The sequence below is a fragment of the Bacillus sp. Pc3 genome (assembly GCF_000815145.1).
GTDB classification, from domain to species: domain Bacteria; phylum Bacillota; class Bacilli; order Bacillales; family Bacillaceae; genus Bacillus; species Bacillus velezensis.
Genome location: NZ_CP010406.1, coordinates 1,133,247 through 1,158,364, shown reverse-complemented (window position 1 = coordinate 1,158,364; position 25,118 = coordinate 1,133,247). Strand labels below are relative to the sequence as shown.

The 25,118-nt window shown below is 47.4% G+C and carries 23 protein-coding genes and 1 pseudogene; 18 read left to right on the top strand and 6 right to left on the bottom strand.

The genetic code is table 11. The features are described from left to right. Positions 1-17 precede the first annotated feature (17 nt). From SB24_RS05140 to SB24_RS05080, 13 genes and pseudogenes are all read left to right on the top strand, one after another. Complete coding sequence (locus tag SB24_RS05140; protein WP_015417107.1) at positions 18-413, top strand: DUF5365 family protein; 396 nt, start codon at positions 18-20, stop codon at positions 411-413. A gap of 130 nt (positions 414-543) precedes the next feature. After that, positions 544-966 (top strand): CBS domain-containing protein, encoded by a 423-nt coding sequence (locus SB24_RS05135; protein WP_007408449.1) that lies wholly within the window; start codon positions 544-546, stop codon positions 964-966. A gap of 127 nt (positions 967-1,093) precedes the next feature. Continuing rightward, entirely contained in the window at positions 1,094-1,783 is a 690-nt protein-coding gene (locus SB24_RS05130) for an HAD family hydrolase (RefSeq protein ID WP_003155347.1), read from the top strand. Then, positions 1,776-3,314 (top strand): bifunctional GNAT family N-acetyltransferase/carbon-nitrogen hydrolase family protein, encoded by a 1,539-nt coding sequence (locus SB24_RS05125; protein WP_007408451.1) that lies wholly within the window; start codon positions 1,776-1,778, stop codon positions 3,312-3,314. The genes SB24_RS05130 and SB24_RS05125 overlap by 8 nt, the downstream gene beginning before the upstream one ends. A gap of 243 nt (positions 3,315-3,557) precedes the next feature. Then, on the top strand, positions 3,558-4,910 hold the full coding sequence (locus tag SB24_RS05120) for an aspartate aminotransferase family protein (protein ID WP_099686890.1): 1,353 nt from the start codon (positions 3,558-3,560) through the stop codon (positions 4,908-4,910). A 16-nt stretch (positions 4,911-4,926) separates the two neighbouring features. Continuing rightward, positions 4,927-5,502 (top strand): glycerol-3-phosphate responsive antiterminator, encoded by a 576-nt coding sequence (locus SB24_RS05115; protein WP_007610287.1) that lies wholly within the window; start codon positions 4,927-4,929, stop codon positions 5,500-5,502. Between the two features lie 172 nt (positions 5,503-5,674). Continuing rightward, positions 5,675-6,502: an MIP/aquaporin family protein gene (locus SB24_RS05110; RefSeq protein WP_039252210.1), complete on the top strand. Its 828-nt coding sequence runs from the start codon at positions 5,675-5,677 to the stop codon at positions 6,500-6,502. A gap of 16 nt (positions 6,503-6,518) precedes the next feature. After that, positions 6,519-8,009 carry a glycerol kinase GlpK gene (gene glpK, locus SB24_RS05105; protein ID WP_007610291.1) on the top strand — a complete coding sequence of 497 codons (1,491 nt, stop codon included), beginning with the start codon at positions 6,519-6,521 and terminating at the stop codon, positions 8,007-8,009. Positions 8,010-8,146: 137 nt separating this feature from the next. Continuing rightward, on the top strand, positions 8,147-9,814 hold the full coding sequence (gene glpD / locus SB24_RS05100) for a glycerol-3-phosphate dehydrogenase (RefSeq protein WP_003155341.1): 1,668 nt from the start codon (positions 8,147-8,149) through the stop codon (positions 9,812-9,814). Between the two features lie 139 nt (positions 9,815-9,953). Then, positions 9,954-11,696 carry a phospho-sugar mutase gene (locus SB24_RS05095; RefSeq protein WP_039252207.1) on the top strand — a complete coding sequence of 581 codons (1,743 nt, stop codon included), beginning with the start codon at positions 9,954-9,956 and terminating at the stop codon, positions 11,694-11,696. A 144-nt stretch (positions 11,697-11,840) separates the two neighbouring features. Next, positions 11,841-12,017 (top strand): annotated as a pseudogene (locus tag SB24_RS05090) (histidine kinase); the annotation flags it as partial. Further along, positions 12,007-12,651 (top strand): response regulator, encoded by a 645-nt coding sequence (locus SB24_RS05085; RefSeq protein ID WP_039254965.1) that lies wholly within the window; start codon positions 12,007-12,009, stop codon positions 12,649-12,651. The pseudogene SB24_RS05090 and the gene SB24_RS05085, both read left to right, overlap by 11 nt. Further along, positions 12,651-13,175 carry an NADPH-dependent FMN reductase gene (locus SB24_RS05080; protein ID WP_039252202.1) on the top strand — a complete coding sequence of 175 codons (525 nt, stop codon included), beginning with the start codon at positions 12,651-12,653 and terminating at the stop codon, positions 13,173-13,175. Before SB24_RS05085 ends, SB24_RS05080 begins: the two co-directional genes overlap by 1 nt. 13 nt (positions 13,176-13,188) lie before the next feature. On the opposite strand, the gene SB24_RS05075 is transcribed toward SB24_RS05080, so the two are convergent. Continuing rightward, the gene (locus tag SB24_RS05075) at positions 13,189-13,431 is read right to left on the bottom strand and encodes a YhdB family protein (protein WP_031378435.1); all 243 of its coding nucleotides are present in this window, start codon (positions 13,429-13,431) and stop codon (positions 13,189-13,191) included. Between the two features lie 190 nt (positions 13,432-13,621). On the opposite strand from SB24_RS05075, the gene SB24_RS05070 reads away from it, so the two are divergent. Beyond that, positions 13,622-13,945 carry a DUF3889 domain-containing protein gene (locus tag SB24_RS05070; protein WP_033574459.1) on the top strand — a complete coding sequence of 108 codons (324 nt, stop codon included), beginning with the start codon at positions 13,622-13,624 and terminating at the stop codon, positions 13,943-13,945. A gap of 44 nt (positions 13,946-13,989) precedes the next feature. Here SB24_RS05070 and SB24_RS05065 read toward each other — a convergent pair whose 3' ends face one another. From SB24_RS05065 to SB24_RS05055, 3 genes are all read right to left on the bottom strand, one after another. Beyond that, complete coding sequence (locus tag SB24_RS05065) at positions 13,990-15,444, bottom strand: peptidoglycan endopeptidase LytF (protein ID WP_039252199.1); 1,455 nt, start codon at positions 15,442-15,444, stop codon at positions 13,990-13,992. Between the two features lie 178 nt (positions 15,445-15,622). Continuing rightward, positions 15,623-16,057: a nitric oxide-sensing transcriptional repressor NsrR gene (gene nsrR / locus SB24_RS05060; protein WP_007610306.1), complete on the bottom strand. Its 435-nt coding sequence runs from the start codon at positions 16,055-16,057 to the stop codon at positions 15,623-15,625. A 132-nt stretch (positions 16,058-16,189) separates the two neighbouring features. Beyond that, positions 16,190-17,704 (bottom strand): mechanosensitive ion channel, encoded by a 1,515-nt coding sequence (locus SB24_RS05055; RefSeq protein ID WP_039252197.1) that lies wholly within the window; start codon positions 17,702-17,704, stop codon positions 16,190-16,192. Positions 17,705-17,873: 169 nt separating this feature from the next. Between SB24_RS05055 and SB24_RS05050 the strand changes: the two genes are divergently transcribed. Then, the gene (locus tag SB24_RS05050) at positions 17,874-19,280 is read left to right on the top strand and encodes a SpoVR family protein (protein WP_033574462.1); all 1,407 of its coding nucleotides are present in this window, start codon (positions 17,874-17,876) and stop codon (positions 19,278-19,280) included. 38 nt (positions 19,281-19,318) lie between these two features. On the opposite strand, the gene SB24_RS05045 is transcribed toward SB24_RS05050, so the two are convergent. After that, positions 19,319-20,698, bottom strand: a complete 1,380-nt coding sequence (locus tag SB24_RS05045; RefSeq protein ID WP_039252189.1) for an alkaline phosphatase PhoA — start codon at positions 20,696-20,698, stop codon at positions 19,319-19,321. Positions 20,699-21,156: 458 nt separating this feature from the next. Between SB24_RS05045 and SB24_RS05040 the strand changes: the two genes are divergently transcribed. Then, positions 21,157-21,981, top strand: coding sequence for a C40 family peptidase (locus tag SB24_RS05040; protein ID WP_015417118.1), 825 nt, complete (start codon positions 21,157-21,159; stop codon positions 21,979-21,981). 68 nt (positions 21,982-22,049) lie between these two features. Here the strand turns inward: SB24_RS05040 and SB24_RS05035 are convergent, their stop codons facing one another. Beyond that, on the bottom strand, positions 22,050-22,925 hold the full coding sequence (locus SB24_RS05035; protein ID WP_007409271.1) for a transcriptional regulator CitR: 876 nt from the start codon (positions 22,923-22,925) through the stop codon (positions 22,050-22,052). A gap of 109 nt (positions 22,926-23,034) precedes the next feature. On the opposite strand from SB24_RS05035, the gene SB24_RS05030 reads away from it, so the two are divergent. Both SB24_RS05030 and SB24_RS05025 read left to right on the top strand, forming a co-directional pair. Then, positions 23,035-24,138: a citrate synthase/methylcitrate synthase gene (locus SB24_RS05030; RefSeq protein WP_039254964.1), complete on the top strand. Its 1,104-nt coding sequence runs from the start codon at positions 23,035-23,037 to the stop codon at positions 24,136-24,138. 79 nt (positions 24,139-24,217) lie between these two features. Beyond that, positions 24,218-25,087 carry an SDR family oxidoreductase gene (locus SB24_RS05025; protein ID WP_039252186.1) on the top strand — a complete coding sequence of 290 codons (870 nt, stop codon included), beginning with the start codon at positions 24,218-24,220 and terminating at the stop codon, positions 25,085-25,087. The last annotated feature ends 31 nt before the right edge of the window (positions 25,088-25,118 follow it).

Here is a 25,118-nt window from a genome sequence, read left to right as displayed (position 1 = left end):
AGATTAAGGATATTCACATGGCAAGAAAGGTGATTGATGTGAGAATTGTGAACGCAGCGACTGACGGACAAGAAAGCGCGATACAAGAGCTTTCCTCTGAATTGTTTCAAAATGTCTTTCCTCTTTATTTCTCCGAACTGGAAATTCAGCGCTTTAAAAAAAGGGGCGTATTATCATTACAAAACCAACGTTACCAAGGAACTTTAAAAGAAGCGTTTCAAATTATGGCTTGTCTGCAAACGGTACATATCATGCTGTCAAAGCCGCACCCGGTATATGACGTCAAAGAGCGGGCGCTGTTTGATAAAAATTGCGCTTTGCTGAATGAATGCGGAATGAACTTTCCCTTTACCTATGATGCTTTCGAGACAGGGGCCGGATCAGAAGCCTGCGGTCACAGAAGGCTGATCTGAAGGGTATAAAGAGCCTTTTGACAGGCTCTTTTTTGCTTCCTTGACATGATACCACAATTTCTTTCCTCTAACTCCCTTTATAATGAGACAAATCCCCGAGCATAATAAATGTCGAAAGGGGTGCTTTACAATGAGTTCAATCAAACAATCAATGACTACCCACGTGGCTACCGTTTCTCCCAATCAAACGATTCAGGAAGCGGCTGCGCTGATGCACCAGCATAATGTCGGAGCAATTCCCGTCGTTGACGGAGGGGAATTAAAAGGAATGCTGACAGACCGTGATATCGCATTGAGAACAACGGCTCAAGGCCGCGACGGCCAAACACCTGTTTCACACGTGATGTCTTCTGCAGTTGTATCCGGAAACCCGGAAATGAGTCTTGAAGAGGCGTCACATCTGATGGCCCAACACCAAATCCGCCGCCTTCCCATTGTCGATCAAAATCATCTGGTCGGGATCGTTGCGCTTGGAGACTTAGCGGTCGATCAGCGTTCAAATGAGTCTGCGGGAGCAGCTCTTTCCAATATTTCCAGTCAAAACACACAGTAACGGATGAAGAGAGCTTGCACTCATGCAGGCTCTTCTTTCCGTGAGAATGTTACATTTTGAACGCGAAAGAAATTCACGGTATAGTGTATACATAGGTCAGTACGTTTAGCTAAAGGAGCTGTAACCATTGATAAAAGCATTAATCTTTGATTTTGACGGGTTAATTTTAGATACAGAAACCCATGAATATGAAGTGCTGCAGGAAATGTTTGAAGAACACGGTTCAACATTGCCTTTATCCGTCTGGGGAAAGGTGATCGGAACGGCCGCGGGGTTTAAGCCGTTCGCATATTTAGAGGAGCAGCTGGGAAGAAAGCTCGATCATGATGAACTGACGGCGATCAGGCGCGGGCGCTTCGAACAGCGGATGAAGACGGAAACGGCGCGCCCCGGAGTGGAAGCTTATTTAGCCGCGGCAAAAGAATTAGGATTGAAGGTGGGGCTCGCGTCCAGCTCAGATTTCAAATGGGTATCGGGCCATCTGAAGGAATTAGGCCTGTTTGATGAATTTGAAGTGATTCAGACGGCTGACGACGTAGAAGAAGTGAAGCCGAATCCGGAGCTCTATCTGAAAGCTGCGGAACATTTAGGCGTTGAACCATCTGAATGTCTGGCCTTTGAGGATTCGGTCAACGGCTCTATCGCAGCCAAACGGGCCGGCATGAAATGTGTCATCGTGCCGAATAAGGTAACAAGCGCCCTGTTATTTGAAGAATACGATCACAGACTGGAATCGATGGCGGAAATGGAACTTGAATTACTCTTACAGCGATTGAACGATCAAAACGAACCGGCAGGGGGAAGCAGCATTGTCTGAGAAACTTGATCTGACCCGTTTTGAAAAGAAAATGGTCATACGGAATATGGAAGAGAAAGATATCAACAAAATTATTGAGCTACAAAAGGATTGTTTTCCGGGGATGGAGCCGTGGGAGCCTGAGCATTTAATCAGCCATCTCGCGCACTTTCCGGAAGGTCAGTTTTGCGCCGAGTACGAAGGGGAAATTATCGGTTCATGCTCAAGCCTGATCATCAATTTCGATGAATATGATGACCGCCACACGTGGCAGGACATTACAGACGACGGTTATATCACGAACCACAACCCGGACGGATTGAATCTGTACGGGATTGAGGTAATGGTTCACCCGGAATACAGACGGATGAAAATCGGACACCGGCTGTATGAGGCGAGAAAAGACTTGGCGAGACGATTGAATCTGAAAAGCATTATTATCGGCGGGCGGATTCCGAATTATCATAAGTATGCGGAAGAAATGACGGCGAGAGCTTATGTCGAACAGGTGACGCGCCATCAGATTTATGATCCGGTGCTTTCTTTCCAGCTGATGAACGGATTTACGCTCATGCGGATCAATCCGAATTATCTCCCGGATGACACCGCGTCCATTAAATATGCGACATTAATGCAATGGAACAATGTCGATTACCTGCCGCAATCGAAGCGCTATTACAAATCGGCATTTCCGGTGCGCATCTGCGTCATTCAATATGAAATGAAAAAGATTTACTCCTTCGAGGAATTTGCCAATCAGGTTGAATATTATGTCGATGTGGCTTCCGATGCGAGATCTGATTTCGCGGTGTTCCCGGAAATTTTCACGACGCAGCTCATGTCATTTCTCGAGGAGCGTTCTCCGAGTCTGGCCATTCAGAGGATTACCGAATATACCGAGGACTATATCAGCCTCTTTACAGATCTCGCGGTGAAATATAATGTCAACATCATCGGCGGCTCCCACTTCGTTGAAGAAGAGGGGAAAATTTATAACATCGCCTACTTATTCAGACGTGACGGCACGATTGAAAAACAATATAAGCTTCACATTACGCCGAATGAGCGGAAATGGTGGGGCATCAGCGCCGGAGACAGGGTGCGCGTATTTGATACGGACTGCGGAAAGATCGCCATTCAGATCTGTTACGATATCGAATTTCCGGAGCTTGCGAGAATTGCCGCGGATCAAGGGGCGAAAATTATCTTTACGCCGTTCTGCACTGAAGACCGCCAAGGCTACTTGCGCGTAAGGTACTGCTCTCAGGCGAGAGCGGTTGAAAACCAAATTTACACCGTCATCTCAGGTACGGTCGGAAATCTGCCGCAAACAGAAAATATGGATATTCAATACGCGCAGTCAGCCATTTTTGCTCCGTCTGATTTTGAATTTGCCAGAGACGGAATCGTCGGTGAAACGAATCCGAATATCGAAATGGTCGTGATCGGGGACGTGGACCTTGAAATCTTAAGAAGGCAGCGTGAAAACGGAACCGTGCGCCAGCTGAAAGACCGGCGCAAAGACATTTACCGGATTACGCATCTGAAATAAAAAAACGCCCGCTCCGCTTAAGGGGCGGGTTTTTTTATAAAAACACTTGCACCGGCCCCGGTTTCGGGATATGCTCTTGTAGCCCTTTCGCTTTCTGGGAGAAAGCGTTTTTTTAATTGCCGCCGCTTTATTGACTCGCCCATGCCGCGCCTTTATATTCTTATTAAGAGGAAAACTTCACCAAGAGAATCGGCGTCAGAAGCCGGGCAGCTTTCGATACAGTGCAATGATATTGAAAGGGAGATGAGCGGTGTGGAACATGTACAAAAAAATCAGTCACTCAAACAAAAGGATAAAGAGCTGATTTGGCACGCGATGAAAGGAGCGGAGCCGGATGACAGCATAATCGTCCAAAAAGGGGAAGGCGCCTGGGTTACGGACATTGACGGCAGACGGTATTTGGACGGCATGTCAGGCCTGTGGTGCGTCAATATCGGATATGGGAGAAAGGAACTTGCCGATGCGGCTTACAGCCAATTGAAGGAGCTTCCTTATTATCCGCTGACCCAAAGCCATCAACCCGCGATTGAGCTTGCGGAAAAACTGAATGAATGGCTCGGCGGCGATTATGTAATCTTCTTTTCCAACAGCGGATCGGAAGCAAATGAAACCGCGTTCAAAATTGCCCGCCAATACCACATTGAAAACGGCGATCACAGCCGCTTCAAATTCATCTCCCGGTACAGAGGCTATCACGGCAATACGATGGGGGCGCTCGCCGCTACCGGCCAGGCGCAGAGAAAATATAAATATGAGCCGCTCTCACAAGGTTTTTTGCACGCGGCGCCGCCTGATCTTTATCGGAATCCCGGCGATGCCGTCACATTGGAAAGCGCGCATGACATCGACCGGATCATGACGTGGGAGTTAAGCGAAACGATTGCCGGCGTTATTATGGAACCGATTATTACAGGCGGAGGGATACTGATGCCCCCGGACGGGTATATGGCAAAGGTAGAGGACATTTGCCGCCGCCACGGCGCGCTTCTGATCAGTGATGAAGTTATTTGCGGTTTCGGCCGCACGGGAGAGCCGTTCGGATTTCAGCATTACGGCGTTTCACCGGACATCGTCACAATGGCAAAAGGCATTACGAGCGCTTATCTGCCGCTGTCGGCAACGGCAGTAAAACGGGAGATTTTTGAGGCGTATTCGGGTGGTGAGCCGTACGGCCGCCTCCGGCACGTGAATACATTCGGAGGCAATCCGGCAGCCTGCGCCCTGGCCTTGAAAAACCTGCAATTGATGGAGGACGAAAATTTGATCGCCCGCTCCCGGGAGCTTGGAGAAAGGCTGCTCCGTGAGCTTGAGCCGCTCAGAGAACATCCGGCGGTCGGAGATGTACGGGGCAAGGGCCTTCTTGCCGGCATTGAGCTCGTCAAGGACAAAGTCACGAAGGAACCCGCTGATGCCGCCCTTGTGCAGCACGTCATCACCGCGTGCAGAGAAAAAGGCCTGCTTGTCGGGAAAAATGGCGATACTGTAGCGGGATATAATAATGTCATTCAGCTGTCTCCGCCTTTTTGCCTGTCGGACGAGGAGCTCTCTTTCATCATTTCGACCGTCAAGGAAAGCGTGCTGAGCATTGATTTTTAATGTAAAGGAGTAAAACATGAGTTTTCACAACCAGCAGATTCTACCGGCAATCCGGAACATGAAGCAATTCGATGCATTTTTAGAAAGTCCGTTCTTATACGGCGTCATTTTAGATATCCACCTCGGTCAATTAAAAGGTGTTGTGAATGAAGCAAAAAAACACGGAAAACTTCTGATGGTTCACGTCGATTTAATCCACGGCATTAAGCATGATGAATACGGTGCGGAGTTCATTTGCCAGGATATCCGGCCCGCGGGCATCATTTCGACGAGATCATCAGTCATCGTCAAAGCGAAACAAAAGAAAATATACGCGATCCAGCGTCTGTTTCTCTTGGATACAAGCGCCATGGAGAAAAGCATGGAATTCGTCGGAAAGCATAAGCCTGACTTTATCGAGGTTCTCCCGGGCATCGTTCCGACTTTAATCAGAGAAATTAAAGAAATGACGGGGATTCCGATTTTTGCCGGCGGCTTCATCCGCACGGAGCAGGACGTTGAAAACGCCTTGCAGGCAGGAGCCACGGCCGTGACGACTTCAGACACCGAACTATGGGCTAAATATGAACATTCTATGACAAAAAAAGATTGACACCGCTTACACCCATTGTTACAATAGACCTAGGTTAATACTATGTGATGGAGACCCGGAGACCCACAACAGCTCTTTACGGAAGCAATAAAGCGTAAAGCGGTTTGTTGTGGGTTTTTTATTCTCTATAACTCTGTCAAACCTGCTATTTTGTCATTTAGGAGGAATGATGATGACAGCATTTTGGGGAGAAGTAATCGGTACAATGCTGCTTGTTATTTTCGGCGGCGGCGTTTGTGCGGGAGTCAACTTAAAGAAATCGCTTTCATACCAATCCGGATGGATTGTTATTGTATTCGGCTGGGGATTGGGAGTAGCCATGGCGGCATATGCCGTCGGCAGCATCAGCGGCGCTCACTTGAATCCGGCTTTAACGATAGGCCTTGCGCTTGAAGGCAGCTTTCCTTGGAAAGACGTCCCTGTTTATATTGCGGGACAGATGATCGGAGCAATGATCGGTGCGGTTGTTGTGTACCTTCATTATCTGCCGCATTGGAAGGCGACGGATGATCCGGCCGCTAAACTGGGCGTTTTCTCGACCGGCCCGAGTATTCCTCATACATTTGGGAATATGATAAGTGAAGTCATTGGTACGTTTGTGCTTGTGCTCGGCATTTTGGCAATCGGAGCGAATGAATTTACAAAAGGGCTGAACCCGCTGATTGTCGGATTCCTCATCGTTGCCATCGGGATTTCTCTTGGAGGGACGACCGGATATGCGATCAACCCTGCGCGGGATTTGGGGCCGAGAATCGCTCACGCCTTTCTGCCGATCCCGAAAAAAGGGCCTTCAAATTGGAAATATGCCTGGATTCCCGTAATCGGTCCGATCATGGGCGGTGCGTTCGGCGGCGTATTTTACAATGCCGCGTTTAAAGGAAATGTGACACCTAGCTTTTGGTTTGTAAGCGTTATAATGGTTGTAGTGCTTTTCATACTCTATATTTATACCAAGAAATCTCAATCACGGAAAACATTATCAAATTCTGAATATATTTAAAAAGGAGAGCGGCATCATGGAGACCTATATTTTATCAATTGACCAAGGCACAACAAGTTCAAGAGCGATTCTTTTTAATAAAGAAGGAAAAATCGTGCATTCCGCTCAAAAGGAATTCACACAGCATTTCCCTCAGCCGGGCTGGGTGGAGCACAATGCGAACGAAATCTGGGGATCGGTGCTCGCCGTTATCGCGACTGTGATTTCCGAGTCCGGAATCAGCGCTGATCAAATTGCCGGCATCGGCATCACGAACCAAAGGGAAACGACGGTCGTATGGGATAAAGATACCGGAAAGCCGGTATACAATGCGATTGTCTGGCAATCGAGACAAACATCCGGCATTTGCGAAGAGCTTCGTGAAAAAGGATATAATGATACATTCAGAGAAAAAACGGGACTTTTGATCGACCCTTATTTCTCAGGAACGAAAGTCAAATGGATTCTTGACAATGTAGAAGGCGCGCGGGAAAAAGCGGAAAACGGAAATCTTCTATTCGGAACGATTGATTCATGGCTCATCTGGAAAATGTCCGGAGGGGCGGCGCACGTAACGGATTATTCCAACGCTTCAAGAACGCTGATGTTTAATATTCATGAATTAAAATGGGATGACGAGCTGCTTGATATTTTAGGCGTGCCGAAATCAATGCTGCCGGAAGTGAAACCGTCTTCTCATGTGTACGCGAAAACGGTTGATTATCATTTCTTCGGTAAAAACATTCCGATTGCGGGAGCGGCCGGAGACCAGCAGTCTGCGCTGTTCGGTCAGGCGTGCTTTGAAGAAGGCATGGGGAAAAACACATACGGCACAGGCTGCTTTATGCTGATGAATACCGGAGAAAAAGCCATCACTTCTGATCACGGCCTTCTGACGACAATCGCCTGGGGATTAGACGGAAAAGTCGAGTATGCACTGGAAGGAAGCATCTTTGTCGCAGGTTCTGCCATCCAATGGCTGAGAGACGGCATGCGGATGTTCCAAGATTCAAAAGAAAGCGAGACATACGCAGAGCGTGTGGATTCCGCTGACGGTGTTTATGTCGTGCCCGCTTTCGTCGGATTAGGCACACCGTACTGGGACAGTGACGTGCGCGGCTCAGTTTTCGGCCTGACACGCGGAACGACGAAGGAGCATTTCATCCGGGCTACGCTTGAATCTCTCGCTTATCAGGCGAAAGATGTGCTTGATGCCATGGAGGCTGATTCAGGCATCTCTTTAAAAACATTGCGTGTAGATGGCGGAGCGGTAAAAAATAACTTCCTCATGCAATTCCAGAGCGACTTGCTTGATGTGCCGGTCGAACGTCCGGAAATTAATGAAACGACGGCGCTCGGTGCCGCGTATTTGGCCGGAATCGCTGTCGGCTACTGGAAGGACAGCACTGAAATCGCTGATCAATGGAACCTTGATAAGCAATTCAAACCGGAAATGGAAGATGAAAAACGCGATGAATTGTACGGCGGATGGAAAAAAGCAGTAAATGCAGCTATGGCTTTTAAATAAGATAAAAATGTGGTATACTGAAAACAAGTTAATAGGAACGGTCCTGAGATGAGGAGAGACCACAGCACCAAAGTGATAACTGCGCTTTGGCTGTTGTGGTCTCTTTTTCTATACCGTGACAACAAGGAGGAAACGTAATGATGAATCACCAATTTTCAAGTTTGGAACGGGATCATATGCTGGAAGACATGACTAAAAAAACATACGATCTGTTTATTATAGGGGGAGGTATTACGGGTGCCGGTACGGCGCTTGACGCTGCTTCAAGGGGAATGAAAGTCGCTTTGAGCGAAATGCAGGATTTCGCGGCCGGCACATCAAGCAGATCCACAAAGCTTGTCCACGGCGGTTTGCGTTATCTGAAGCAATTTGAAGTCAAAATGGTTGCAGAAGTCGGTAAGGAACGTGCCATCGTGTACGAAAACGGCCCGCACGTCACGACGCCGGAATGGATGCTGCTGCCGTTTCATAAAGGGGGCACGTTCGGTTCATTCTCTACTTCCATCGGCCTGCGTGTGTATGACTATTTAGCGGGAGTAAAAAAATCAGAGCGCAGAAGCATGCTGTCTGCTAAAGAAACGCTGCAAAAAGAGCCGCTCGTCAAAAAAGACGGCTTAAAAGGCGGAGGCTATTATGTAGAGTACCGGACGGACGATGCGAGACTGACGATTGAAGTCATGAAAGAAGCCGTTAAATTCGGTGCGGAGCCTGTCAACTATTCTAAAGTGAAAGAACTGCTTTATGAAAAAGGAAAAGTTGTCGGCGTTTTAATTGAAGATCTGCTGTCAGGCAAGGAATACAAAGTTTACGCCAAAAAAATCGTCAATGCGACAGGTCCGTGGGTCGACGAGCTGAGAGAAAAAGACCACAGCAAAAGCGGAAAACATCTTCAGCACACAAAAGGGGTCCATCTCGTATTCGACCAATCCGTGTTCCCGCTTAAACAGGCGGTGTACTTTGATACGCCGGACGGCCGGATGGTGTTCGCCATTCCGCGTGAAGGAAAAACATACGTGGGTACGACCGATACGGTTTACAAACAAAAACTTGAGCACCCGCGCATGACGGTGCAGGACCGCGATTATGTCGTCAGCTCCATCAATTATATGTTCCCGGAACTGAACATTACGGCGGACGATATTGAATCAAGCTGGGCCGGCCTCAGACCGCTTATTCACGAAGAAGGGAAAGACCCGTCTGAGATCTCCCGTAAAGATGAAATCTGGACATCTCAATCAGGCCTGATTACGATCGCCGGAGGAAAACTGACGGGCTACCGTAAAATGGCTGAGCACATTGTCGATCTTGTCCGCGACCGCTTGAAAGAAGAGGGCGGCCAGGACTTCGGCGGCTGCAAGACGAAGACGATGCCGATTTCCGGCGGACATGTCGGCGGCTCTAAAAACTTCGAGTCATTTGTGGAAGCAAAGACAAAAGACGGCTTGAAAATCGGATTATCACAGGAAACCGCTAAGCAGTTAGCCATCAGATACGGCTCTAACGTTGAAAATGTATTCAGCCGGATTGAAGGTCTGAAAGACGAAGCGGAAAAACGCCAGATTCCGGTTCACATTTTGGCTGAAGCAGCTTACAGCATCGAAGAAGAAATGGCTGCGACACCTGCCGATTTCTTCGTCCGCAGAACGGGAAGACTGTTCTTCGACATCAAATGGGTGCAAACGTATAAAACAGCCGTGATTGATTACATGAGCGACCGATTCCAATGGAATGACGAAACGAAAGAAAAACACACTGAGTGGTTAAATACGCTGCTGCACGACGCGGTTGTTCCGCTCGAACAATAATAACCGGAGGGCTGTGCCGAAAAGGCATGAGCCCTTCTTTTATCTTTTTACATAAAGCATTTGGTTAAGTTATCAAGTGACACGGACAGCCGCTTCATATTAAAATATGGTCATAAGCTGAAATTATAGGAGGACGAACATGAGTTGGAGTAAGAGTTACGAACGCTGGAATCAGGCCGAACAATTAGATTCAGAATTGAAAAAATTATTGGCGGACGCAGAAGGAAACGAGCAGCTGCTGGAAGATTTTTTCTACAAAGATCTTGAGTTCGGAACAGGAGGCATGAGAGGGGAAATCGGGCCGGGTACGAACAGGATGAATATTTACACGGTCCGCAAAGCATCCGCCGGACTTGCGGCGTATATCGCGAAACAGGGGGAAGACGCGAAAAAAAGAGGGGTTGCGATCGCATACGACTCCCGTCATAAATCTCCTGAGTTTGCGATGGAAGCTGCAAAAACCCTTGCTTCCCAAGGCGTTCAAACATACGTATTTGATGAGCTCCGCCCGACGCCTGAGCTGTCTTTTGCGGTGAGAAAGCTGAACGCTTATGCCGGTATCGTCGTGACGGCCAGCCATAACCCGCCTGAATATAACGGATATAAAGTGTATGGCGATGACGGCGCACAGCTGCCGCCGAAAGAAGCGGACATCGTCATTGCGGAAGTGAATGCCATAGAAAATGAATTAACGATTCAAGTTGAAGATGAACTTTCACTGAAAGAAAAAGGTTTGATTAAAATAATCGGTGAAGAAATTGATAAACCGTATACTGAAGAACTGACTTCCATCTCCGTACATCCCGAGCTTTCGGCTGAAGTGGATGTCAGCGTCGTGTTCACTCCGCTGCACGGCACGGCAAATAAACCGGTGCGCCGCGGTCTTGAAGCACTCGGTTACAAAAACGTCACCGTCGTGAAGGAGCAAGAGCTGCCGGACCCGGATTTTTCAACCGTCAAATCGCCGAATCCGGAAGAGCACGCGGCATTCGAATATGCCATTAAACTCGGAGAAGAACAAAACGCTGATATTCTCGTCGCTACGGACCCGGATGCCGACCGTCTCGGCATTGCCGTAAAAAACAGCGAAGGCAAGTACACAGTGCTGACGGGAAACCAGACAGGCGCGCTTTTATTGCATTACCTGCTTTCCGAGAAGAAAAAACAGGGCGCCCTTCCTGAAAACGGTGTCGTCATGAAAACGATTGTCACGAGCGAATTGGGCCGCGCCGTCGCTTCATCGTTCGGATTAGATACGGTTGACACGCTGACAGGCTTCAAATTTATCGGTGAAAAGATCAAAGAATATGAAAAATCAGGCCAATACACGTTCCAGTTCGGGTATGAAGAAAGCTACGGCTACTTAATCGGCGATTTCGCGCGTGACAAAGACGCGATCCAGGCTGCGCTGTTAGCCGTCGAGGTATGCGCCTTTTATAAAAAGCAGGGCATGTCGCTTTATGACGCGCTGCTGTCCATTTTTAAAGAATACGGATATTACCGTGAAGGCTTGAAGTCATTGACGTTAAAAGGAAAACAGGGAGCAGAGCAGATTTCCGCTATCCTGACTTCCTTCCGAAACGATCCGCCGAAGCAGATGGCCGGAAAACAAATCACGCAGGCTGAAGACTATTCAACGGGAAAACGGACTGTATTTGCCGATCATCATGAAGAAGATATTGATCTGCCGAAGTCAAATGTCCTGAAATATTTCCTTGAAGACGGCTCTTGGTTCTGCCTTCGTCCATCGGGAACGGAGCCGAAAGTGAAGTTCTATTTCGCCGTGAAGGGAACTTCTTTACAAGACAGCGAACAGCGTCTTGCCGCATTATCTGAAGCCGTCATGAAAACGGTGGATGGCATAGTGGAAAAAACGAAATAAACAACAAACCGCCGGAAGCGACTTCCGGCGGTTTTTTTATACGCCTCATCAAAAGTATGAGGAAAATTCATGCTGAAAACAAAGGAATATACAGAAAAGAATTGATATAATATGGATAATTCTGATTGGCCGGAGTGAGGGAAATTGACGAAAACGACGGTAGAAACGTTAAAAACGTTAAAAGCGATTGCGGAAACCTTAAACCAAAGCCACGATTTAAAGGAAGCGCTTGATAAAGTGCTTCGCGAACTGCTCAGCCTGACCGGGCTGCAGACAGGGTGGATTTTTCTGATTGAGCCGGACGGGTCTTATACGCTCGCCGATTGCTGATGATCATCACGTTGTCCGCAAAGGACTGCGCTATTTCTTCGCCACTCAGGAAGACATTGAAGTTGTCGGTGAGGCGTCCACCGGTGCTGAAGCGCTTCAGCAAGCTGAAAAGACGGAGCCGGACATGATTTTGATGGATTTATCAATGCCTGATATGGACGGCATAGAAGCGGCAAAAATTGCGGCTGAACGATTTCCGGACATCAGTATCGTCGTTTTGACGAGCTATTCTGATCAGGAGCATGTCATTCCCGCCCTTAAAGCCGGCGCAAAAGCGTATCAGCTGAAAGACGCCCAGCCCGATGATTTAGTGAAAACGCTCTGGGAAGTGTATTCCGGACGTTACCGGCTGTCGGCGGATATTGTGCCTCACGTGCTGACCCATATGGTTCAGGACGATCAGGATAAGGAAAAATATGATCAGCTCACCCCTCGTGAAAAAGATGTTCTTCAAGAAATAGCCAAAGGGAAAAGCAATAAGGAAATTGCGGCGGCACTGTTTATTTCAGAAAAAACAGTGAAAACCCACGTGTCCAACCTGCTGTCAAAGCTGAATCTTTCCGATCGGACGCAGGCGGCATTGTATGCGGTAAAATATAATGTTTTTGGAAAGGCGGTAAAATGATGAGCATATTAGTGATCAGCGGCACACCGAGAAAAAACGGGCGGACTAGAATTGCCGCTTCTTATATAAGAGATCGGTTTCATACCGATTTTATTGATTTGAGCGAAAGTGAACTGCCGCTTTATAACGGTGAAGAAGAACAGAACGAGCTGCCCGCAGTGCAAGAGTTAAGGCGGCAGGTGAAAAAGTCGGCGGCCGTCGTCTTATTATCTCCCGAGTATCACAGCGGCATGAGCGGCGCTTTAAAAAACGCCATCGATTTTTTAAGCAGCGATCACTGGGCATACAAACCGGTGGCAATCATTGCCGCGGCGGGCGGAGGAAAAGGAGGCATGAACGCGCTGGCGAATATGCGGACGGTCATGCGGGGCGTTTATGCAAATGTCATCCCGAAACAGCTGGTCTTAGACCCGATTCACATTGACATGGAGCGCCGGACCGTATCTGAGGATATGGCAGTCAGCCTGAAAGAGATGATCGAAGAGCTGAATATGTTCACAAATACAAGAAATCCCGGCGTCTGACGCCGGGATTGTTTTATGTCAGCATGGCTAATTGATCTTCATAAGCGAGCTCTGTCGCATGATCAATATACCCGAGAAGGGAATACAGCTCTTTTTCAAGCACCGCATGATCATATTCGAAATGATACGCGTGCAGAAAGTACTCAATACGCTTTGATAATAAATCATCTTTTGTACGAACCATCAAAATTAACAAATTGTCCCATTGAGACCGGTGTGTGTAATATAAGGCTTTATCATAATCCGCATGATCCATCTTACGCTTCTCCTTTCAATGAGAAGTTCTCCGTTAGTTTATGCCGTCGAAGACCGATGCAACGGGGGAAAAGTTGGTGTCCTTATCACAGCGGCATAGCAATATGAGGGAGACATAAAATAAAACCGCATATCCGTCTCTTCTTTGGACACGCTAAGATTGACAAAAAACGACTCAGGAGAACATAAAGATGAAATCCCTTCCATTTGTGCTTGCCCTCTTGTTTTGCGGCATTCTCATTGCCTCGATCGCTGAAAAAGGGCATACAGAACACCTTGATCCGTCAGTTGAAAAATGGGAACAGCTCGCATGGAACCAGCTTGAACGTGAATACAAGGGGGCCGAGCTTACCGATTATTCGTACATGGGCCGTACAAAAGTGAACCGGGAACAGACGAAAGATGTGTTTCGCGTAACGGTGCAAACAACAAAAGAAACGTTTTCATCCCGTGCTGAAGTGTATTTCCATCCGGTGACAAAACACGTGATCAGCATTAATATTTTCAGACTGTAAAAAAAGCTGCACAGCCTTATTGAGGCCGTACAGCTTGTCAGATATCAGAAGAAACGTTTTGCGCCGAGGTAGCGCTGTTTCCAATAGGAATTGTTCATGCTGGAAATAACGACACCCGAATCGTTGGCATTAATAAACTGGCCGTTCCCGAGATAAATACCGACGTGGGAAGGTCCGGCTTTATAAGTTGAGAAAAAGACAAAGTCACCGACCGCCGGCTGGCTGACTGATGTCATCGTATTCCAGTAGCCTGCGGCTGAAAGTCTGGATACAGAAGTGACCTTATTGAGAACGTAATAAATGAAACCGCTGCAGTCAAAGCCTCTCGGCGTCGTCCCGCCCCATACATACGGTACGCCCAGCTGAGCTTTTGCGGCATCGATCATTACATTAATCTTCGCGCTTGTTGAACCTGTGCCGCCTGTGTTGCCGGACTGATTCGGAGTCGTGTTTGTCTGCTGCCCGGTAATCGTCAGCTTTTGTCCGATTTGAAGAACGTCTGTTTTCAGATTGTTTTTCTCGCGGATCTGCTGGGCGGTCACATTGAACTTTTGGGCGATCACCCATAAAGAATCCCCGCTTTTCACGGTATATGTAGTGGTTTTCCCTGTATTTCCGGACTGGTTCGGAGTTGACGGTGAAGTCGAAGAGCCGGAAGATGACGTTTTGGTCAGCTTAAGCACTTGTCCGACCCGCAGCATGTCTGACGTCAGTTTGTTGATGCTTCTGATTTGCTGAACCGTCATATTGTATGCGTTTGCGATTTTCCAGAGTGAGTCTCCGCTTTTTACTGTATAGGAGGACGTTTGCGTCTGGTTTTTATTTTGGTTTGAATTGTCTTTTGACGGCGTGTTTCCCGAAGAAGACGTTCCTTTTGTTTTCAGGACTTGGTTTACGTAGATCGTATCCGTTTTTAAGTTGTTTAATACTTTGAGTTCCGCAATGGTCATATTGACGCTGTTTGCGATCTTCCATAGTGAATCGCCGAGTTTGACTTTATACGTCCCGGAAGATGATGACTGCTTTTTGCTGCTGTTTGAGCTGCTGCCAGGAGCGGTTTTTTTCTGATCGGTGCTTGAGGAAACTTTCCCCGTCACTTGCAGCTTCTGTCCCGCGCGGATTAAGTCGCTTGTCAGACCGTTCAATTTTTTCAGTTCCTGTACGGACATTTTAAAATCAGATGCGATCAGCCACAGCGAGTCGCCGCTTTTCACTGTATAAACGCTTTTAGTCGTGCCGCTGTTCTTTGAAGATGGCTTTTTGCTGCCGGAATCTGATTTGCCGTTAGGAATGTTGAGCGTCTGCCCGATAGAAAGAACGGTGGATTTTAGATGATTGGCTGATGTAATGGCATCCACGCTCGTATTGTAGTTTTGGGCAAGCTTCCATAATGAATCTCCGCTTTTAACCTTAATCGTTTGTGCTTCTGCCGGTGTTACAGCTAACGCAGACCCGACGATCGCAGATGCAGTCAAACCGACCGCTACCTTTTTTTTCATAATGAATCTCCCTTTTCCTGCGATGATTTTACTATCCCCATTCGTTGCAGCCGCAAGGTGAGGATATCAGTAATGATAATCTTTATATCGGCACTTGTCTGCAATCGTTTATCATATTAATAGAAATAGTCCTTTTTTCTTATGCCGGCATAAAAAAAGAAGGAATGCGGGCATTCCTTCAGCTTCTGAGCAGTCTCATAATCTCCTCTTTATTTTTGACCAGATCCCTTAACGTATATTTGTCTAAAACGGCCAGGTAAGCTTGCAGGGCTTCATTCAGAAGGTTCTTTAAGTTGCAGGCGGGAGATATGATACAGAGATTTTTTTTGGAGTCAAAGCATTCTACGATGTTAAAGTCGTCTTCTGTATTTCGAACGACTTCTCCAATGTTTATGTCTTCCGGTGTCATTCCTAAACGGATTCCGCCTCCCCGGCCCCGGATCGTTTCGACATATCCGAGCTGGCCGAGGCGGTAAATGACTTTCATAAGGTGGTTTTTAGAGATGGAATAAGTATCTGCGATTTCTTTTATGTTGGAAAGTTCATCGGAATGTCTGGAAGCCAAAAAAATCAAAACGCGTAAAGAATAATCGGTATAGTTCGTTAATTTCATAGAATGACCTCGAAAAAAGAGATTTTGCTTCTGTTACAGTCTATCATATATGAATCTAAAATGAAAAAAAAGGAATTTGCCCCCTTAACTCAAAAAAATACGTGCGCTCCTTCTGAGCACACGTTTTTTTCGTTAAGACATCGGCGGCTTCCGATCGTCAGCCGATTGATGTTTTTCAATTTTGCGATCCAATTTTGCGAGATAACGAGAGGCGAAATCTTTTCCGCCAAGACCGAATGAAAGTCCGAAGGCAAGCGCGAAACCGCCCAGAATCAGAATAAACGCGGCATTTACGATCGTGTCGGCGACACCGAGCTGATCCAGCGCCATAAAGATTGAAAGAGTGATAATGGTATATTTCGCAACCGGCGCCAGGAATCTGAATTCCTTTCCGCTCAGCATGCCGGCAAGCAGTCTGCTGACGAGCTGTCCGGCCAAAAGTCCGATTCCGAGAATAAATACAGCGGCCAGAACATTAGGCAGGTAAGCGATAATACCTGTTGCGATAACGACGAGAAATTCGAGATGAACAAGCTGCAGCGCCTCTGCCGTAAACAGCAGGACGATGATAATCTGAACAATCATGCCGACCGTCTGAGAAAGCGTCAGCTTCGGGGTACCCGTCTGTTCAAAACCCATTTTACCGAGAAGAGAGTCGAAACCGGCCCGGTGCAAGAGCCCGGATACAATGCTGTTGACCCATTTTCCGATCCAGATGCCGGCGATGATCAGCACGATACCGATGATGATATTAGGGAGCATTGTGAAGACCGTGTGCAGCATGGCTGACGCCGGTTCAGAAATACCCGCCACATCAAGCCGGTCAAGCGCAGAAATGATCACCGGAATGAAAATCAGCACGTAGACAATCGTTCCGATGATTGCCGACAGGCTTGTATCCTTCAGGTATATAGAAAGCCCCATACGTGCGGCGAGCCTTTCCGTGCCGATACTCGCCAGAAAGTTTGTGACGATATCACGGACGAGACGGGCAACAAGCCAGCCGATTAAAACAATCAGCGCCGCGGCGAATAATTTCGGTATAAAGGACAAAACGCTTTGGATCATATTTGTAAACGGCCCTGATACTCCGCTGATTTGGAGAGCGGCCAAGACGCCGGGCAGGAACAAGAGCAAGACGAAGTAAAAAACGATTCGTGAAGCGGCCGTAACGGATCTGCTCATCTCCGCTTCTTCAGACACCATTGTCCATTTTCTGAGCCGGCCGTTTTCAGCGAGTTTCATGCCCGCTTTTTTGACGAGATAGCTGAAAAGCGAAGCGGCCGCCCAGCCCAACAGCAGAATCAGGCCGGCTTTTAAAATGCTCGGCACAGCCGCCGTTATCGCTGACAGCATGCTGACAAAAGGCGAAGCCACGGTTGTCAGATGCAGAATGTTAAAGAATAGAATAAAAACGATGATTAATGCGATAAAATAAATGACTTTACTGATGACTTTTTCTGAGGAATAGCGCGCCGGCTTTGTTTCGGCGAACAGTCTGTCGTCGATTTTTGTTTTTTGCAGGCCTTTGTATACAGCTTTTTCAATGATTTTGGCAATGCCCCAGCCGATAAGCAGGACGAGCAGTGCAATGACCAGATTCGGGAGTTTGCTGAGATACGTCGTAAGCATGTCTGCTGTATTCAAGTAGAATCGCTCCTTTTCTTTTTGGGGTATGGTGTGTGTTTTACCCACTTACATATAAAGCAAACGGGGCGGGTGTGCCGAAAGTTTTCAGACGGAAACCGGTCTGTTATTTCATCTTTTGAGAGGAGGGGTCATACATTATAAATAAGTCCAAGTAGGGGGGATTCGGTTGAACGCGGAGGAGACAAAAGGTTTACAGCGGGCAATTGAGGAAATAACCGACATTGCGAAGGGTTTCGGCCTTGATTTCTACCCGATGAGATATGAAATTTGTCCGGCTGAGATTATTTATACATTCGGCGCGTACGGCATGCCGACGAGATTCAGCCATTGGAGTTTCGGCAAACAATTTCACAAGATGAAACTCCATTATGATCTCGGTTTGAGCAAAATTTATGAACTTGTCATTAATTCCAACCCTTGCTACGCTTTTTTGCTGGACAGCAATTCGCTGATCCAAAATAAATTAATTGTAGCCCATGTTCTTGCCCATTGTGATTTTTTCAAACATAACTGCCGCTTTCAAAATACGAACCGGGACATGGTTGAGAGTATGGCGGCTGCGGCGGAGCGGATTAAGCATTATGAAAGAATTCACGGGATAAAAGAGGTGGAGTCCTTTTTAGATGCCATTCTGGCGGTTCAGGAGCATATCGATCCGTCGCTCGTCAGGCCGAAGCTGCTGTGGAGCGTCGATGACGAAGAGGAGGACGAAGAAGAAACCGCGCCATCGCCTTACGATGATTTATGGGGAATGGATAAGCCGAAGCAGCTGAAAAAGAAAAAAGGGAAAAAACCGTTTCCGCCCCGGCCGGAAAAAGATATTCTGTTGTTTATCGAGGAACATTCGCGGGAGCTTGAACCGTGGCAGCGTGACATTTTAACCATGATGAGAGAAGAAATGCTGTATTTCTGGCCTCAGCTGGAAACGAAAATCATGAACGAAGGCTGGGCATCCTATTGGCATCAGCGGATTATCCGCGAGCTTGACCTGACTTCAGATGAAGCTATCGAATTTGCGAAGCTGAACGCAGGCGTCGTTCAGCCGTCAAAAACGGGAATCAACCCGTATTATTTAGGGCTGAAAATTTTTGAAGACATCGAAGAGCGTTATGACAACCCGACAGATGAAATGAAAAAAACAGGGGTAAAGCCCGGTTCCGGACGCGAGAAAATGTTTGAGGTCAGGGAAATTGAATCGGATATATCATTTATCCGCAATTATTTGACGAAAGATCTCGTGATGCGTGAGGATTTGTATTTATTCCAAAAGCAGGGCAGGGACTATAAAGTGATCGACAAAGAATGGAAGGCCGTGCGCGACCAGCTCGTGAACATGAGGGTCAACGGGGGATTTCCTTATCTGACCGTCAATGACGGGGATTACCTGAAGAATAATGAACTTTATATTAAACATTGGTATGAGGGAATTGAGCTTGATCTGAAATATTTGGAGAAAGTGCTGCCGTATCTGTACCAGCTGTGGGGCAGGAGCGTGCACATCGAATCTGTTCTTGAAGACAGAGAAGTGATGTTTTCGTATGACGGCAAAGGAGTGCACCGGAGATATCTGTAAAAGAAGAAAGGATGCGGGGAAACCCCCGCATCCTTTTTTTATTTTCCGTGTTTCAGGATGTGAAAGATCTTTTTGGCCTGGTCCGTGTTGTTTAAAAGCCCCGTAAATGACTCTCTTCCCGGACCGTATGCGTAAACGGGAACTTCTTCGCCTGTATGATCGCCGGTTGTCCAGCCGCTGTTGGTTTTCGCATTAAAGAGCTTAATGATCGCTTTGTAGATGCTCTTGTCAGCATCCTGTTTTGCGGCCGTTTCGATCTGTTTGATTTCCGCTTTTGACCATTTCAGGTCTGTATAATGCGCAAGCACGGAAGATACGGATTTGCCCGCTTTGATTTGGTCAGCCATAAATGCCGGGGTTTTTTTTGCGGCAAGAATCGGTTCAACATGCCAGTTTTTATCGTCATTCGCGCCGATCGTCAATCCGCCGGTGGTATGATCAGCCGTGGCAACGACAAGCGTATGTTTGTCCTTTTTGGCAAATGCGATCGCTGCTTTATACGCTTTTTCAAAATCCTTCATTTCACTCATTGCGCCGACTATATCATTGTCATGTCCCGCCCAGTCAATTTGGCTGCCTTCGACCATTAAGAAAAACCCTTTTTTATTCTTGTTCAGCCTGTCGATCGCTGCCGTTGTCATGTCTTCTAATGAAGGGACGGCATTTGAGCGGTCGATTGCTTTGTCGAGTCCGCCATCGGCAAACAGGCCGAGAATCTTCTTATTACGATCCTTTTTGAGCTCCTGTTTTGATGTCACGTAGCTGTATCCCGCTTTTTTGAAATCCTTTGTTACATTGCGGTCTTTACGGATAAAGTTTGACTTGCCGCCTCCGAGGAGCACATCGACTTTCTGTTTTCCGTTGATGCGGTCATCAAAGTAGCTGCTTGCGATGTCATCCATGTTCTTTCGGGATTTGTTATGGGCTCCGAATGCCGCAGGGGTGGCGTGGGCAATCTCTGAAGTTGCGACAAGTCCGGTGGATTTCCCTCTTTGTTTCGCTTCTTCGAGGACGGATTTTACCCGCTTTCCTTTTTTATTGACTCCGATCGCCGCGTTATACGTTTTCACGCCTGTGGCCATTGCCGTGCCAGCCGCCGCGGAATCGGTAATATTGGAATCAGGATCGTCAGGATAAGTCATCATCATACCGGCGAGATTGGGGTCGAATGCCGTCAGTTTCATACCATCCGAAGGCTTTCCTTTGTTAATGACCGAACGGTAGGCGTTCATATAGGGAGCGCCCATTCCGTCGCCGACCATGAAGATGACGTTTCTGATTTCGTTTTTGTCAGGCTGTTTTTTTGCCGCAGCCTGTTCGGAGTGCTGAAGCCCCGCGCCCGCAATCAGACCGGCTGTCAGCACGGATACGGCTGCCGCCGGCAGAAGTTTTGATCGAACCTGTTTAAATAGACTCATTCTCACTCGTCCTCCTTTAATCGTGTCTGCATGTCTAATGGTAGGGGGTGTTTGTAAAGAGCGCCTGTTCCTCCTGTAAATTTCAGGTGAAACATTGTTAGAAATGTAAATTCCGGTGTAACTTATGTTTTCAAGAAAGGATGAAAACCATTCACTTTTTTGAAAAAGTCGAGGATTTTTTTAACAAGGGGTTATTTGGAAAATAAACTGCTTTGTTTTTCCAAAATACGAGGATCACAGGAAAAAAACATGACAAATTGACTCGTTTTTCGTCACGTTTGAAATCAAATTGAAATATTTAATACCCTTAAAAACTTTTTTCTAAAACGAATTAGTAAGAAATTTGTCACGGGAAGTCAAGTCTATTTCTAGTGGAAATTGAACCTTATAATAGGAAACAGATAAAAACTTTAAAAAAGAGACACATAAAATAGATAGAATCATTCAGGGAGGAAAATATGAAAAAGCAACTTGTTACAGCAACAACGGCAGTGGTTTTGGGGACGACTTTGTTTGCGGGCGCGGCATCTGCGCAAACGATTAAGGTAAAAAAAGGCGATACATTATGGGGACTTTCAAATCGGTACGGAACGTCAATTAATTCCATTAAATCTGAGAACAAATTAAAATCGGATATCATTTACATCGGTCAGACGCTTTCGATCAACGGTAAATCATCCTCAGGTTCAAGCTCAAGCAGCAAGTCATCATCGTCTACATATAAAGTCGTAAAAGGCGACAGCCTTTGGAAAATTGCGAATAAATATAAAATGACGGTAAACCAATTAAAAAGTTTAAACGGTTTAAAAACGGACCTGATCCGCATCGGACAAGTTCTTAAAGTAAAGGGATCAACTTCCGGTTCAACGTCTTCGGGATCTTCGTCATCAAAGCAGCCTTCATCCAGCCATAATGTTGCACAGACGAGCCTGAATGTAAACAAGCTGATTTCTGATGCGCAATCTTTAACCGGGACGCCGTATGTATGGGGCGGAACAACGACTTCCGGCTTTGACTGCAGCGGATTTATCTGGTACCTGTTAAACAAACAGACGAGTGTCGGCAGAACGAGCACTGCGGGATACTGGAGCTCAATGAAGAGCGTGTCCAGCCCGTCAAGAGGAGACTTCGTCTTCTTTACAACATATCAGGCCGGCCCTTCACACATGGGTGTGTACATCGGAAACAACAAGTTCATCCATGCCGGTTCTGACGGCGTCACAACAAGTGATCTGAATAACAGCTACTGGAAACCGCGCTACCTGGGCGCGAAAAGATTCTAGCAGAGATAGAAACCCGTTCATCAGAACGGGTTTTTTATTTAGACGGGACAGAGCTCCATTTGTTTCACCTAAAAATGAAAATGTGATAAAAAATCTAAAAAGGTTTTCTTTTTTTCATTTTCATAGAGGGCGATGGCGTATGCGCCCGCGCTCGGCATCTGGGCGAATTCGCACGGAATTTCAATCATGCTGCCTGCGGCGAGTTCGGCCCGTACCGCTGACAGCGGCAGAAATGAGACACCCAGCCCCTCTTTAATAAATCGTTTCGTAATATGCGTCTGTGTCACCTTCATTGTCCTGACGAAAGGGAACTGTATTCTGACCTGGCGGAGCAAATCATCCCAATAGTCAGGATGGTTATGGGTCAAAAGCAGATATTGTCCGAACAGGTCTTTCACTTCATCCGCCTTCCCTGTTCCGGGTTTTCGGCCGGGCGGCGCGACGAGGACAACGGGGTCATTGTACAGGGGGCGGCAAGTGAGGGAAGATGATTGCACCTTTAAGCAGCTCAGTCCGATATCGGCTGAGCCGTTTCTGATTTGAGAGGCGATTTCTTCCGATTCGAAAATGGTGACCGTCATTTCGGTTTCTTTATTGTCCTCTGTATAACGCTTCATGACAGACGGGAGAACGGTGTCGGCGATAAGCGGTGAAACAGCGAGTGTCAGCGTGTGCGAGTAGCCCTGGCGCACCCTGTGCAGCTCCGCCATGCTGTTTTCATAGTCTTCCAAAAGCCTCATGGCAAACGGCACGTATGCTTTTCCTTCTTCCGTCAATTGTATTTTCCGGCCGCTCCGCTGAAACAGCTTGCAGCTGATTTCTTTCTCTAATAATTTTATATGAACGGTGACGGTCGGCTGAGATAAAAAAAGCGTTTCCGCCGTTTTTCTGAAATTCTCATATTTTGCCGCGGTGACGAAGGTGTGAAGCCATTTAAAATCCATAGATGCACTCCTCTGATTAAAAGTTTTAATTAATTCCCTTAAAAATATTCATTATTTTTTAAATATTATATTTACTATAATAACAGAAAGAGGATAAGGGGGAATGAAATTGATTTATCGTGGATTGAAAGGGATTACTTGTGCAGAAACGGCGATCAGCCACATTGATGGAGAAAAGGGGCATTTAATATATCGCGGCTATGACGCGAAGGATATCGCGCTGCAATCCAGTTTTGAAGAAGCGGCGTATCTCATTTTGAACGGGGCGCTTCCTGATGAGCGGCAATTGCTTGCGTTTCAGGAAGAACTTGCAGCCGAGCGCGGGCTTCCGAAACATTTGATCGACTTACTGGAAACGCTTCCGGATGAAATGGAAGACATGGCGGTGCTGAGAACGGCTGTTTCAGGTTTGGGCACAGATTCATTTACATATCCGCCCAAGCCGGAAGAAGCGATTAAACTGATTGCCGTCACACCGACGATTATTGCGTACAGATACCGCCGTAAACAAGGGCAGGAAGCGTTGTCACCTGAGGCGCGATACGGACACGTTGAAAACTATTTGTATATGCTGACAGGCAGGCAGCCGTCCGCAGCCCAAAAGAAAGCGCTTGAGACGTATATGATTCTGGCGATGGAGCACGGGATGAATGCATCGACTTTTTCGGCGAGAGTCACCGTTTCGACTGAATCGGACTTAGTGTCTGCCGTCACTGCCGCACTGGGTACGATGAAAGGGCCGCTGCACGGAGGCGCGCCTTCAGGCGTCACGAAAATGCTTGAAGACATCGGGACAAAAGAAAATGCAGAAGCGTATTTGGCAGCGAAGCTTATGAGGGGAGAACGCCTGATGGGCTTCGGGCACAGGGTGTACAAAACAAAAGACCCGCGGGCGGAAGCGCTGCGCATAAAGGCTGAAGAGGTGGCGGGAAATGATCCGTCGCTTGACTTGGCGCTTTATGTGGAGAAGGAAGCCATCCGCCTGCTAGAGCAATATAAGCCCGGACGGAAGCTGTATACGAATGTGGAGTTTTACGCAGCGGCTGTGATGCAGGCCATTGATGTCGACAATGATTTGTTTACGCCGACCTTTTCAGCAAGCAGAATGGCAGGCTGGTGCGCACACGTGCTTGAACAGTCCGCTGACAACATGATTTACAGGCCGTCTGCGAAATACACCGGCGCTTTTCCCGAAACGGCTCAGCAGCTTTAATTACCGGCATATTTGTCCGTTTAACTCCCCGCACTGCGTGGTATCGTCTCAGTAATACCAATTGCAGGAGTGTGAGAATATGAATCCGATAGACAGACAGACGGAAGGACAAAAGCCGCAGGTGCAAAACCGCCAGCCCGGCATTGAGTCAGACATGGAGCCAAAACCGCTCTTGGAGGACCCGGATGTAAAAGGGTCGGGCAGATTAAAAGGAAAAGTCGCCGTCATCACGGGCGGAGACAGCGGCATCGGCGCAGCGGCTGCGATCGCTTACGCGAAGGAAGGAGCGGATCTTGCCATCCTGTACCTAGACGAACATGCCGATGCTGAGAGAACGAAAAAGCGTGCGGAAGAATACCAGGCCGAATGCCTGTTAATTCCGGGAGACGTCGGTGATGAGGCGCATTGTCAGAAGGCGGTCCGGCAAGTCTTAGATCGCTACGGAAAAATAGATATTCTCGTTAATAATGCGGCTGAGCAGCATCCGCAAAACGGGATTCTTGATATTACAGCTGAACAGCTGGAGAAGACATTCCGTACAAACATGTTTTCTATGTTTCATATGACAAAAGCCGTGCTGCCCCACCTGCAAAAAGGGAGCGCCATCATTAATACAACGTCTATTACCGCTTATCAGGGAGACACATCATTGATCGACTATTCGTGCACGAAAGGCGGCATCGTTTCCTTTACGCGTTCAATGGCGATGTCATTGGCCGATCAGGGGATCAGAGTTAATGCGGTGGCCCCCGGGCCGATCTGGACCGCCCTGATTCCGGCAACGTTTACTGAAGAAAAGGTGGAAAAGCACGGTCTGGACACTCCGATGGGAAGACCGGGACAGCCTGCTGAACACGCCGGAGCTTACGTGCTTCTGGCTTCAGACGAATCTTCCTATATGACGGGGCAAACCATTCACGTAAATGGCGGAAGATTTATTTCAACATAATACGCAAGTCTTATCCCGCGCTTTTAAAGAG

Bases quoted from the DNA above. Each gene is read 5' to 3' on its own strand.
- SB24_RS05095 (WP_039252207.1), top strand. From the start codon at position 9,954: ATGAGTTGGAGTAAGAGTTACGAACGCTGGAATCAGGCCGAACAATTA.
- SB24_RS05025 (WP_039252186.1), top strand. From the start codon at position 24,218: ATGAATCCGATAGACAGACAGACGGAAGGACAAAAGCCGCAGGTGCAA.
- SB24_RS05135 (WP_007408449.1), top strand. From the start codon at position 544: ATGAGTTCAATCAAACAATCAATGACTACCCACGTGGCTACCGTTTCT.
- nsrR (WP_007610306.1), bottom strand. From the start codon at position 16,057: ATGAAATTAACGAACTATACCGATTATTCTTTACGCGTTTTGATTTTT.
- SB24_RS05045 (WP_039252189.1), bottom strand. From the start codon at position 20,698: ATGAGTCTATTTAAACAGGTTCGATCAAAACTTCTGCCGGCGGCAGCC.
- glpK (WP_007610291.1), top strand. From the start codon at position 6,519: ATGGAGACCTATATTTTATCAATTGACCAAGGCACAACAAGTTCAAGA.
- SB24_RS05110 (WP_039252210.1), top strand. From the start codon at position 5,675: ATGACAGCATTTTGGGGAGAAGTAATCGGTACAATGCTGCTTGTTATT.
- SB24_RS05035 (WP_007409271.1), bottom strand. From the start codon at position 22,925: ATGGATTTTAAATGGCTTCACACCTTCGTCACCGCGGCAAAATATGAG.
- SB24_RS05140 (WP_015417107.1), top strand. From the start codon at position 18: ATGGCAAGAAAGGTGATTGATGTGAGAATTGTGAACGCAGCGACTGAC.
- SB24_RS05070 (WP_033574459.1), top strand. From the start codon at position 13,622: ATGAAATCCCTTCCATTTGTGCTTGCCCTCTTGTTTTGCGGCATTCTC.
- SB24_RS05080 (WP_039252202.1), top strand. From the start codon at position 12,651: ATGAGCATATTAGTGATCAGCGGCACACCGAGAAAAAACGGGCGGACT.
- glpD (WP_003155341.1), top strand. From the start codon at position 8,147: ATGATGAATCACCAATTTTCAAGTTTGGAACGGGATCATATGCTGGAA.
- SB24_RS05115 (WP_007610287.1), top strand. From the start codon at position 4,927: ATGAGTTTTCACAACCAGCAGATTCTACCGGCAATCCGGAACATGAAG.
- SB24_RS05065 (WP_039252199.1), bottom strand. From the start codon at position 15,444: ATGAAAAAAAAGGTAGCGGTCGGTTTGACTGCATCTGCGATCGTCGGG.
- SB24_RS05120 (WP_099686890.1), top strand. From the start codon at position 3,558: ATGAGCGGTGTGGAACATGTACAAAAAAATCAGTCACTCAAACAAAAG.
- SB24_RS05040 (WP_015417118.1), top strand. From the start codon at position 21,157: ATGAAAAAGCAACTTGTTACAGCAACAACGGCAGTGGTTTTGGGGACG.
- SB24_RS05075 (WP_031378435.1), bottom strand. From the start codon at position 13,431: ATGGATCATGCGGATTATGATAAAGCCTTATATTACACACACCGGTCT.